Below are 11,902 nucleotides of genomic sequence, written 5' to 3'. Positions count from 1 at the left end.
TTATTTAACTAAATTCTGAGCAATACATAAACCTGCAAATATTGCAGCAAGTACAGACGTAACTTTTATTAGCATTGCTTCTGATGTTCTTCCTTTGTTCTTTGAATAAAATGATTCAGCAGAACTTCCACCTGCAACCAATCCACTTAAACCATTAGTTTTACTAGGCTGTGCCATAACAACAGCTATTAGCGCTATAGCTATTATAATCTGTAAAACCATTATAACATTTCGCATGCTTTTCACCTCCTGGTATGTTAACACATCCTATATTTTAACATACTAATTAATCTATTACAAGGAAAAAGCTCTCGAGGCAATGTTCCATTTTTAACCTCTAATATTGTAAAATGCTTTCATTCCTCTAAATTCTCCAGCGTCACCCAGCTCTTCTTCTATTCTTAAAAGCTGATTGTATTTTGCCACTCTTTCACTTCTTGCAGGTGCTCCTGTTTTTATCTGTCCTGCATTTACAGCTACTACTAAATCAGCTATAGTTGTATCTTCTGTTTCACCTGATCTATGTGATACTACTGCAGTATATCCTGCTCTTTCTGCCATTTCTATAGCATTTAAGGTTTCTGTTAATGTTCCTATCTGATTTAACTTTATAAGTATTGAATTTGCTACCTTCTTCTCTATGCCAGTTTTTAATCTCTCTGTGTTAGTTACAAACAAATCATCGCCTACTAATTGAACTTTGTTTCCAATCTTATCTGTAATTAACTTCCAACCTTCCCAGTCCTCTTCTGCCATACCGTCCTCTATGGAGATTATAGGGTACTTTTCAACTAGGTTAGCATAATAATCAACCATTTCTGCTGGTGATAAAACCTTTCCTTCTCCTACTAAGTTATACTTTCCATTTTCATATATTTCGGAAGATGCAGGATCCAATGCTATAAACATTTCCTTTCCTGGAGTATATCCTGCCTTTTGTATAGCTTCTACTATTACCTGTATTGCTTCTTCATTTGACTTTAGATTTGGAGCAAATCCTCCTTCATCTCCTACACCAGTATCGTAACCTTTAGCTTTTAAAATGGATTTCAAAGAATGATAAACTTCTGCACTCATTCTCAAAGCTTCACTAAAGGAAGGTGCTCCTACTGGCATTACCATGAATTCTTGAAGATCCACGTTATTGTCAGCATGCTTTCCTCCATTTATTATGTTCATCATTGGCACTGGAAGAACTTTTGCATTTACTCCTCCAATATATTGATATAAATTTAATCCCAGGCTTTCAGCTGCAGCTCTGGCACAAGCTAAAGACACTCCAAGCATTGCATTAGCTCCCAATTTGCTTTTATTCTTTGTACCATCCAACTCTATCATAACTTTATCTATTAGTACTTGATCAAATACATTCATTCCTATAAGCTCTTCCGCTATATATGTATTTACATTATCTACAGCTTTTAAAACACCTTTACCAAGATATTTTGACTTATCTTCATCTCTTAATTCTACTGCTTCAAACATACCTGTAGAAGCTCCTGATGGTACTGCCGCTCTCCCTATAGTGCCATCTTCAAGTATAACCTCTACTTCTACTGTAGGCATACATCTAGAATCAAGTATTTGTCTTCCAACTACATCTACAATTTCAATATAATTTTTCATAAAAACACCTCCAGAATTATTAATATTTCTTTATTAATATATCCATATAACATATTTATTATAAACTGAAAAGCTATGAAATGTAAGTTTATTCCCTTAATTCATAGCTTTTGTTTACATATATTATTTAATAAGACTTTTTCCTGTCATTTCTTTAGGTACTTCAAGACCCATAACTTGAAGCATAGTTGGTGCTATATCAGCTAATATACCACTATCTCTAAGTGGTTTAGCATCTGATGCTACATATAAAAATGGAACTGCATCAGTTGTATGTGCTGTCATAGGTTTTCCTGTAGAATAATCTATCATCTGTTCTGCATTTCCATGGTCCGCGGTTATAAATACAGTACCATTCTTCTCTAATATTTTATCTACAACTTTTCCTAAACATACATCTACAGCTTCTACGGCTTTTTTAGCTGCTTCAAATATACCTGTGTGCCCTACCATATCTGGATTTGCAAAGTTTAATATTATCATATCATATTTATCTTCATCTATTCTCTTTAAAAGCTCATCTGTTACTTTATATGCACTCATTTCTGGCTGTAAATCATAAGTTGCAACCTTTGGCGATGGTATAAGTGCCCTATCTTCATTCTTATTTTCTTCTTCCACTCCTCCATTAAAGAAGAATGTTACATGTGCATATTTTTCAGTTTCAGCTATTCTTAGTTGATTCTTACCAAGATTGCTTACATATTCACCTAAAGTGTTTTTGTAGGTTTCATTTGAAAAAGCAACTTCAACACCTTCTAAAGTAACATCATATTGAGTCATGGTTACAAATGTAAGATCTACAGCTTCTCTTGAAAATCCATCAAATACTTTATCGTTGATAGCTCTTGTAATTTCTCTCGCTCTATCTGGTCTAAAGTTAAAAAATATTACTGAATCCTTATTCTTTATGCAAGCTTCTGAACTCTTTTCAATAACTGTTGGAAGTACAAATTCATCTGTCTTATTATCATTATAAGATTTTTCAACAGCTTCCAAGGCAGTACCTGCTTCTTCACCTTTACCAAGCACTAATGCATTATATGCAAGTTGAACTCTTTCCCATCTTTTATCCCTGTCCATAGCATAATATCTTCCTGATATTGTAGCTATTTTACCTACTCCAAGTTTTTTCATGTAATTTTCTATATCTTCTATATACTCTTTTGCTGAAGCTGGCGGAACATCTCTTCCATCAAGGAATGCATGAAGATATACCTTTTGTACACCTTTTTTCTTTGCAAGTTGCAAAATTCCTTTTAAATGGTCTATATGAGAATGAACACCACCTGGCGATAAAAGTCCCATTAAGTGAAGAGTTGAGTTATTTTTTATTGCATTATCTACAGCTTTATTTAATGCTTCATTTTCAAAAAAGTCCCCATCACTTATAGATTTAGTTATCCTAGTTAATGCTTGATATATTATTCTTCCTGCACCTATATTTAGATGTCCAACTTCTGAGTTTCCCATTTGTCCTTCTGGAAGTCCAACGCTCAATCCACTAGCTCCTAATTCTGTATGAGGGTAATTGCTATATAACTTATCAAAATTTGGTTTATTTGCTGCCTTAATAGCATTGCCATCTTCTCTATCTGTAAGACCAAAACCATCAAGTATCATTAACATTACTGGTTTTTTATTCATATTTACCTCCAAAACTTATTAAATTAATAACTGAACTTTTTTGAGAGGACAACTGACCTTCACTGTCCTCTGTCCTCTAAAAAACTGAGTTCTTAATTATTAATTCTAGTAGTTGACTATTGCTGCGAAGTCTGCTGCTTTTAAGCTTGCTCCTCCAACTAAAGCACCATCTATATCAGACTTTGCCATTTGTGCTTTAATTGTAGCTGGTTTTACTGATCCACCGTATTGAATTCTTGTTTTTTCTGCTGTTTCTTTTCCGTACATTGAAGCAATTACACTTCTGATATAAGCTATTGTTTCATTAGCTTGATCATCTGTAGCTGTTTTACCAGTTCCTATAGCCCAAATTGGTTCATAAGCTACAACTAATGTTTCAACTTGCTCATTTGTAAGTCCCTCTAAATCCAATTTTATTTGTCTTCCTAAAACTTCTTCAGTTACATTCTTTTCTCTTTCCTCTAAAGTTTCTCCGCAACAAACTATTGGAATTAAATTATGCTCAAATGCTTTTTTAACTTTTTTATTTACAGTTTCATCTGTTTCATTAAAGTATTGTCTTCTTTCGCTGTGTCCGATTATTACATAATTTACTCCCATTTTTTCAAGCATTGAAGGTGCTACTTCTCCTGTAAATGCTCCCTTTTCTTCAAAATGCATGTTTTGTGCTCCAACTTTTATATTGCTTCCTTTAACTGCTTTTAATACTGCATCTAAGCATACAAAACTAGGACATACAACTACATCACATTTAGCATCCTTTACAAGACCTTTCAATTCTTCAACTAATTTTAAGCCTTCTTCTACAGTATTATTCATTTTCCAATTTCCTGCTATTATTGCTTTTCTCATTACAAATTACCCCTATCCTTTTTTATTTTATTATTTATTATTAAGTGCTTCTATTCCTGGTAAAGCTTTTCCTTCTAAGAATTCAAGTGAAGCTCCACCACCAGTTGAAATATGAGTCATTTTGTCTCCAAAGCCTAATATATTTACAGCTGCAGCACTATCTCCCCCACCTATAACAGTTGTAGCATCTGCATCAGCCATAGCTTTAGCAACTGCAATAGTTCCTTTTGCAAAGTTTTCAAATTCGAAAACTCCCATTGGTCCATTCCAAACTACTGTTTTAGCATCTTTAACAGCATCTGCATAAATTTTTGAAGTTTTTGGTCCAATATCTAATCCCATATATCCTTCAGGAATATTAGCATCTTCTGTTGTAACTGGAGCTGTATCTGCTGCAAATTTTTCTCCAACTACATTATCTATTGGAAGTAATAATTTAACTCCCTTAGTTTTAGCTTTTTCCATCATTTCTTTAGCATAATCTACTTTGTCTGCTTCAAGAAGTGAAGTTCCAATAGTATATCCTTGAGCTTTTAAGAATGTATAAGCCATTCCTCCACCAATTATCAATGTATTTACTTTATCAAGTAAATTGTTTATAACATTGATTTTATCTGATACCTTAGCTCCACCAAGTATTGCAACAAATGGTCTTTCTGGAGTATTTACAGCTTCTCCTAAGAACTTTAATTCTTTTTGAATTAAATATCCACATACAGCAGTATCAACAAATTGAGTAACTCCAACTACTGAACAGTGTGCTCTATGAGCTGAACCGAAAGCATCATTTACATATATATCAGCAAGAGAAGCTAAATCTTTTGAAAATGCTTCTTCATTTTTTCCTTCTTCTTTTCTAAATCTTGTGTTTTCTAATAAAACTACATCTCCATCTTTCATTGCAGCTACTGCTTTTTTAGCATTTTCACCAACAACTGTATCATCAGCAGCAAAAACTACTTCTTTTCCAAGCATTTCTGATAATCTCTTAGCTACTGGAGCTAATGTCAATTTTGGATCTGGTCCTTTAGCTTTTCCAAGGTGTGAGCAAAGTATAACTTTAGCTCCTTTTTCTACTAAATATTTTATAGTTGGCATTGCTCCAACCAATCTATTTTCATCAGTTATAACTCCATCTTTTAATGGCACATTAAAGTCACATCTCGCTAATACTCTTTTTCCCTTTACTTCTACATCTTCAATTGTCTTTTTATTAAAAGCCATTTAATACACCTCTTTCTTTTGATTTGTATACATACTAAACATTTAATTTTCTCACAATATCTATTTAACTGTCAAACATCAATTTTTCATTACTAATTAAAATAGGTCTGGCCTTATAGCCCAAACTACAAAACCAGACCTATTTATCTAAATTTAGACTATGAAAGTTCAATCTAAATTAAGTTTATACCATTCAAATACTTAAATTACTTTAAGAAATTAGCAAAATGCTTTATAGTTCTAACCATTTGGCTAGTGTATGAATTTTCGTTGTCATACCATGCAACTGTTTGAACTTGGTATAAATCTTCTCCTATTTTAGAAACCATTGTTTGAGTTGCGTCAAATAAAGAACCATAAGTGATTCCAATGATATCAGAAGATACTAATTGTTCTTCAGTATAACCGAAAGATTCATTTGAAGCAGCTTTCATAGCAGCGTTGATTCCTTCAACTGTAACATCTTTTCCTTTAACAACTGAAGTTAAGATTGTTGTTGAACCAGTTGGAACTGGAACTCTTTGTGCAGAACCGATTAATTTTCCTTTTAATTCTGGAATAACTAATGCGATAGCCTTTGCAGCTCCTGTTGAATTTGGAACTATATTTACAGCTGCTGCTCTAGCACGTCTGAAATCACCTTTTCTATGTGGTCCGTCTAATACCATTTGGTCTCCAGTATAAGCATGAATTGTTGACATTATACCAGATTGAATTGGTGCATAATCATTAAGTGCTTTAGCCATTGGAGCTAAGCAGTTAGTAGTACATGATGCAGCTGAAATTATGTGGTCTTCAGCAGTTAATATATCATGGTTTACATTAAATACAACTGTTGGAAGATCGTTACCAGCTGGAGCTGAAATAACAACTTTCTTAGCACCTGCATTGATATGTGCTTGAGATTTTGCTTTAGATACATAGAAACCAGTACATTCAAGTACTACATCTACTCCAATTTCTCCCCATGGAAGTTTTGAAGCATCAGCTTCTGCATATATTTTAATTTCTTTTCCATTAACAACGATAGAAGATTCTTTAGCTTCTACTGTTCCTTGATATCTACCTTGAGATGAATCATATTTTAATAAGTGTGCTAGCATTTTAGGATCTGTTAAATCGTTGATTGCAACAACATCATATCCTTCTGCACCGAACATTTGTCTAAATGCTAGTCTTCCTATTCTTCCAAAACCATTAATAGCTACTTTAATCATTAATAATTCCTCCTAAATTTATAAATTATTTTATATATATAATTAAGTTAAAATTTGTTGACTATTTTATAATACTTAGTATTTCTCTTGCAGCGCCTTCATCAGTGATGAGTACACTATTATTATTGTTTATTTCTGTAGAAATTATAGCTTCTGCTTTATTTTTTCCACCAGATACAGCTATACGAGTTTCAATATTGGAAATATCATCAATTCTAGCTCCTATACTTGAAGTAGCATAAACAATATCACCTTGTTTATTGAAATAATATCCAAAAGCTTCTCCCACAGCTCCAACTTGTTCTATTTTTTCTATCTCTTCATTAGATAGTCCTCTTCTGCGAGCCATTTGATCAGCTCTTCCAATTCCATATATCAACATATTGGCATTGTGTATAATATTAAGTATATCTTTTATATCTTCTTCTTCCATCATAGTGTTCATAGCCTTATCGCTTAAATTCTCAGGAACATGAAGTAATTTATAACTTCCTTCCACCTTATCTGCAAGCTTTGCTGCTAATGTATTAGCTTGAATTTCCACATTTCTTCCAAGTCCTCCTCTAGCAGGAACTACCATTACATTTTTTACATGTGTCATTTTAGGCATATTATCTATTACTTCTTTAATAGTACACCCACCAGTAACACCAATTATGCTATCAGACTTTATCGTATTTTTTAAATATAAAGCTGCTGTCCTTCCAAGTTCATTCATTACAGTTTTGTCTTCATACACATCTCCTGGAACAATTACAACATCCTTCAATTTTAAGCTTTCTTTTATAGCATTTTCGATATCTGATAAACCTTTTATTTCATGAATGAAATCCTTAAGTTTATCAATTATTTCTTCACCATTTTTTGTTATACTCATACCTGGAGTATTTATTTCAATAAAATCTTGATTTTTTAGGAAATTTATTTCTGTCCTTACTATTCTTTCTCCTATTCCTAAATTGTTAGCTAATACTCTTCTTCCAATAGGCTGATTATAATATATAGTTCTAAGTATGTTATATCTTTTCTCAAGTAATTCTATAAGTTCTGGTACTATCTTTTGCTGTAATTTTAATAATTGTTCCATGTAAACACCTCTCTGGTCATCTTATGTCCCAGTGCTTTGATTTATGTCCCACTAATATTATAAAATAAATAAATAACTTTTTAAATAGTATTTTTAAAAAAAGTGTGAACATTTTGTGAATAATAGGGAGAATTTAGAATCTTTTTCTCCCTTTTGATGATTTTATTCCAATTTCCTCTCTATATTTTGCTACAGTTCTTCTTGAAATATTCATACCTTTATCGGTTAATATATCACATATGGCTTGATCTGATAAAGGTTTTTCCTTATTTTCTTTATCTATCAAATCTTTTATAGCATCTTTTATTATTTTTGTAGATACATCTTCACCTGTACTAGACTTAGATAATCCAGTAGTAAATAGATCTTTAATTTTTATAGTACCACTATTGGTATATATATATTTATCCCTTATTGCTCTACTAACAGTTGATTCATGCATCTCTAAGCTTTCTGAAATTTCTTTCAATGTCATAGGTTTTAAATATTTGTTCCCATATTCAAAGTAATCTCTTTGAAGTTCTAATATTTTTTCCAAAACTCTATATATAGTGCTTTTTCTATGCTGTATACTTTTTATTAAAAAAATAGCACTATTCAATTTTTCTTTTACATAATCCACTGCATTTTTATCATTTTCATTTTGAATAATCTCTTTATACATTGCATTTATACTAAGCTTAGGTGTAACATCTTCATTCATAATTATGTAATATTCATTATCTATTTTTCTTATTTGAGCATCTGGTACTATGTATTTTACATCTTCTCCAGTATAAAAACCACTAGAAGGCCTTGGCCTTAAAGATTTTATTATATCACCATACTCTTGTGCTTTTTTTACATCTATATTTAAATGTTTTGCTATAACATTATATTTATTTTCTGCTAGAAGTTCCAAATATTCATCAACTATTTTATATATGTTGTCATCTTCTAGTCCCTTTTTATTTATTTGTATCTTTAAACATTCCTTTAAATCTTTTGCACCTATACCATCAGGTTCTAATGATTGTATTGCTTCTATGCAATAATCTGTAAGCTTCTTTGATATTTTAAGCTCTTCCATTATTTCTTTATCTGAAATATCTAAATATCCTCTTGCATCTATATTCTCAACTATATACAAACAAACAGCTTTCACGTAATCCTTTTCATTTAAATCTCTTATCTGTTCCTGCAAATATTCTTTAAGAGATTTTTTTTCTGATATAAAATTAAATGGAGAAACTTCTTCATCATCATTTTTTTCATAGTTATGGTGGCTGTAGTTGTCAAATTCAAAATATTTAATTAATTGTTTATAATCAATTTCTTTATGTTCTTCATTGCTTGATGTACCAACTTTAGCATCCAATACTGGATTTTCCTGAACTTCTTTTTCAACATATTCTTGGAGTTCAAAACTAGACATTTGAAGTAATTTAACTGATAACTGCATTTCCTGAGTCATTATTAATTTTTGTTCCTGAGTTAAATTCAAGCTGAAATCCATATTCATATCTCCACCCCATTTCTTTTATGTTTTAAGTTTATCAATCTTATTATACCATGAAAAAATTAAGATATAAAAATAAGTTTAAATATTAAAAATAACTTTAAATATTAAGAATAATACACATACAAAAAGAGCTAAGCAATACAACTTAGCCCTTCTAATATTACAAATATTTAAATAAAAATTTATGTTATATTACTATATTGTTGGTGCTACAAATTTTGCTGCTTCCTCTTTAGTTGTTGGTACTTTTATTTTTCCATCAATTATAGCAGTCTTGTATTTTTGAACTAAATCTAATATATCCTTTGGAACATTCTTGTTTGAACTTGGAGCTATATCAACACCATTTTCTTTTAAGCCATATACTTTATTTGTTCCACCAGCAAATTTGGAATCTTTAACAAGGCTCTTAAGTGTATCATAAGTTGCAGTATCAACTCTCTTCATCATACTTGTAAGTATAACATCTTCATATAATGGCTTCTTTTGTGAATCCACTATTCCAACAGCCTGATCCTGGTCAACTCCTATAGCCCAAAGCTTTTTATCTGGCTTAGTCATATTTTTAGTTGCTTTAAATAATCCAAGACCAGTACCACCTGCTGCATGATAAATTACATCACATCCACCATTATACATACTAGTTGCAAGTTCTTCTCCTTTAGTTGGATTAGCATAATCATTTGCATATCTTATATCAAATTGTACATTTGGATTTACAGTTTTAGCTCCAGCCATATATCCAGCTGCAAACTTATTGATTAAATCAACATCTTTTCCACCAATAAATCCTATCTTATTTGCCTTTGTTGTTTTACCAGCTATAAGTCCTACTAAAAATGAACCTTCCTCTTCTTTAAAAGTAAGCGAAACAACATTTTTTTGATTAACTATTGAATCTATTATAGCAAATTTTTTATCTGGATATTTTTTAGCTATATCTGTTACTTGATCTGACATCTGATATCCTATACCAAATACTATATCTGACTTATTGTCTACTAAAGCTTGAAGATTAGGTTGATATTCATCCTTTTTCTTTGATTCAATGGCTTTATAGTCTATATTTTTTAATTCATCTTTAGCCTTTTTTATTCCTTTATCTGCTGATTCGTTAAATGATTTATCATTTAATCCACCTTCATCAGTTACAAGACCTACTTTAACTGTTTTTGCTGTTGATGATCCTGATCCCCCTTGTTGCTGACTTGAACCGCAGCCTGCAAATACTGAAACTGCCATTATAGCACTTACACATAATGCTGTTAACTTTTTTTTATTCATTTAAAAACTCCTCCTAAATTAAGATATATTTGTTTCATATGTCATAAAATATTCTACAAAAGGTTAAACTTTCCCTGCTTTTTAATAATATAATTTTTAACAAATAAATTACATTAATAGAAAATGAAAGCCAACCCTTGCAATTTGAGCAACTATTAATAAATATAATAGCACATATTAATATCTTATGACTATTTAGCATAGCTTATACTAAAATCCATAAATCACATATGTATATTATACCAATTTAGAACCTAAATAATAAGGCCTCATAGAAATTTTATTACTACAAAGCCTTAAAATTGCAAATTATTTATATCCTGTTTTCTTCAATACTTCTATAGCCTTATCTCCATCCTGTTCATTTACCAATACCACAGGTCCTGTGCATCCCATGCCGCTTTCTGAATATATATCTTCTCTCCATAATTCCTTACATGCATCATCAAGATCTAATATATCTATTCCAGGTATAGCAAAGGTAACTACTTTTTTAGGTGGGACTTCCACCTTTTCTGGTGATGACTGTTTATCCTTTGCTAATAATTTATCTATAATATTATTTAAACCTGATGTATTCGCTAATTTAAACTCAGTTGATGCTTTTATAAGCACATCGTTTTTAGCACAAGTTGCACAATATCTTAATGCTTCACATATAAGTGGTGCTCCGGAAGCACGAGAAACTATATTTATAAGTTTATCATAATTTTCACCTATACCTGGTCCATATCCATAACCTAAAGTCTCATAATTTCCGCCTGTTGTAAATGATGAAAATATCTTAATCATAAGATTTCCTGTTAAAGAATCACATATCATAACATCTGGTGTTCCTGCTAAAATATCATTTCCTCTCATTACTGCTCCACCATCTGCTCTTAAAGATTCTGCAAACTTAATATCATATCCACCTTCTTGAAGTTCTTTTAAGGATCTTTCAACAGTTCTTGCTCCATCCACATTAAGTATTCCTACAGTAGGCTCTTTTATACCTACTGCCTTTGCTACTGCAATTCCAGATATAGCGTTCTTTATCATGCCTTCTACTCTATTAGTAGACGTAGTTCCTGTAGTTGTTGCAAGAATAAGGTCTTTTCCTAATGCTGGCGTCACTAGTTTTCCAACTGTAGAAACTCCTATTGGAAAATCAAAATGTTGAGTTACACAACCATCCAATTGTTTTTTTTCTAAAAGCTCTACCATTTTTTTATGTCCATCTTCTGCATCTTCAGCTTCTACTACTTCTAAATCGCAATCAACTTTAGGACCTATAAGCACTACATCAAAATCTCCGTACTTACTCTTAGCCATTTCAGCTGCTTTTACCATTTCCTCTACGCCATGTTCTGATCCAAAAGTTGTAAGTCCTATTTTAACTTTTTTTGAAAAGTTTCCGCTTTCAATACCTTCTGCTATTTCATTAAAGACTTCAGCTATTATTTTTTTTGTGCTATCCAAGGT

Annotated in this window: 10 protein-coding genes; all 10 read right to left on the bottom strand. The window is 31.5% G+C overall.

Features of this window, described 5'->3' with window-relative positions; all coding sequences use genetic code 11:
* Positions 1–237, bottom strand: a complete 237-nt coding sequence (secG, locus tag Q6H37_RS01485) for a preprotein translocase subunit SecG (RefSeq protein WP_318738842.1) — start codon at positions 235–237, stop codon at positions 1–3.
* A 93-nt stretch (positions 238–330) separates the two neighbouring features.
* A complete protein-coding gene (gene eno / locus Q6H37_RS01480; protein ID WP_318738841.1) occupies positions 331–1,626 on the bottom strand; it encodes a phosphopyruvate hydratase in 1,296 nt (431 codons plus the stop codon).
* A gap of 123 nt (positions 1,627–1,749) precedes the next feature.
* Positions 1,750–3,273, bottom strand: a complete 1,524-nt coding sequence (gene gpmI, locus Q6H37_RS01475) for a 2,3-bisphosphoglycerate-independent phosphoglycerate mutase (RefSeq protein WP_318738840.1) — start codon at positions 3,271–3,273, stop codon at positions 1,750–1,752.
* Positions 3,274–3,378: 105 nt separating this feature from the next.
* The gene (gene tpiA / locus Q6H37_RS01470; RefSeq protein ID WP_318738839.1) at positions 3,379–4,125 is read right to left on the bottom strand and encodes a triose-phosphate isomerase; all 747 of its coding nucleotides are present in this window, start codon (positions 4,123–4,125) and stop codon (positions 3,379–3,381) included.
* Between the two features lie 30 nt (positions 4,126–4,155).
* On the bottom strand, positions 4,156–5,349 hold the full coding sequence (locus Q6H37_RS01465) for a phosphoglycerate kinase (protein WP_318738838.1): 1,194 nt from the start codon (positions 5,347–5,349) through the stop codon (positions 4,156–4,158).
* 206 nt (positions 5,350–5,555) lie between these two features.
* Entirely contained in the window at positions 5,556–6,566 is a 1,011-nt protein-coding gene (gap, locus tag Q6H37_RS01460; RefSeq protein ID WP_318738837.1) for a type I glyceraldehyde-3-phosphate dehydrogenase, read from the bottom strand.
* Positions 6,567–6,627: 61 nt separating this feature from the next.
* Positions 6,628–7,653: a sugar-binding transcriptional regulator gene (locus Q6H37_RS01455; RefSeq protein WP_318738836.1), complete on the bottom strand. Its 1,026-nt coding sequence runs from the start codon at positions 7,651–7,653 to the stop codon at positions 6,628–6,630.
* A gap of 133 nt (positions 7,654–7,786) precedes the next feature.
* The gene (gene rpoN, locus Q6H37_RS01450) at positions 7,787–9,148 is read right to left on the bottom strand and encodes an RNA polymerase factor sigma-54 (protein ID WP_318738835.1); all 1,362 of its coding nucleotides are present in this window, start codon (positions 9,146–9,148) and stop codon (positions 7,787–7,789) included.
* Positions 9,149–9,349: 201 nt separating this feature from the next.
* Positions 9,350–10,438, bottom strand: coding sequence for a BMP family ABC transporter substrate-binding protein (locus Q6H37_RS01445; protein ID WP_318738834.1), 1,089 nt, complete (start codon positions 10,436–10,438; stop codon positions 9,350–9,352).
* Positions 10,439–10,747: 309 nt separating this feature from the next.
* Positions 10,748–11,899, bottom strand: coding sequence for a glycine/sarcosine/betaine reductase complex component C subunit alpha (gene grdD, locus Q6H37_RS01440; protein ID WP_318738833.1), 1,152 nt, complete (start codon positions 11,897–11,899; stop codon positions 10,748–10,750).
* Between the last annotated feature and the right edge of the window lie 3 nt (positions 11,900–11,902).

The organism is Clostridium sp. JS66 (genome assembly GCF_033561535.1).
In the GTDB taxonomy this organism is placed as follows: Bacteria; Bacillota; Clostridia; order Clostridiales; family Clostridiaceae; genus Clostridium_AM; species Clostridium_AM carboxidivorans.
Note: the sequence above shows the minus strand (reverse complement) of the source record. Positions and strands in the feature narration are given on the sequence as shown.

Bases quoted from the DNA above. Each gene is read 5' to 3' on its own strand.
- secG (WP_318738842.1), bottom strand. From the start codon at position 237: ATGCGAAATGTTATAATGGTTTTACAGATTATAATAGCTATAGCGCTA.
- Q6H37_RS01455 (WP_318738836.1), bottom strand. From the start codon at position 7,653: ATGGAACAATTATTAAAATTACAGCAAAAGATAGTACCAGAACTTATA.
- gap (WP_318738837.1), bottom strand. From the start codon at position 6,566: ATGATTAAAGTAGCTATTAATGGTTTTGGAAGAATAGGAAGACTAGCA.
- gpmI (WP_318738840.1), bottom strand. From the start codon at position 3,273: ATGAATAAAAAACCAGTAATGTTAATGATACTTGATGGTTTTGGTCTT.
- Q6H37_RS01465 (WP_318738838.1), bottom strand. From the start codon at position 5,349: ATGGCTTTTAATAAAAAGACAATTGAAGATGTAGAAGTAAAGGGAAAA.
- rpoN (WP_318738835.1), bottom strand. From the start codon at position 9,148: ATGGATTTCAGCTTGAATTTAACTCAGGAACAAAAATTAATAATGACT.
- eno (WP_318738841.1), bottom strand. From the start codon at position 1,626: ATGAAAAATTATATTGAAATTGTAGATGTAGTTGGAAGACAAATACTT.
- Q6H37_RS01445 (WP_318738834.1), bottom strand. From the start codon at position 10,438: ATGAATAAAAAAAAGTTAACAGCATTATGTGTAAGTGCTATAATGGCA.
- tpiA (WP_318738839.1), bottom strand. From the start codon at position 4,125: ATGAGAAAAGCAATAATAGCAGGAAATTGGAAAATGAATAATACTGTA.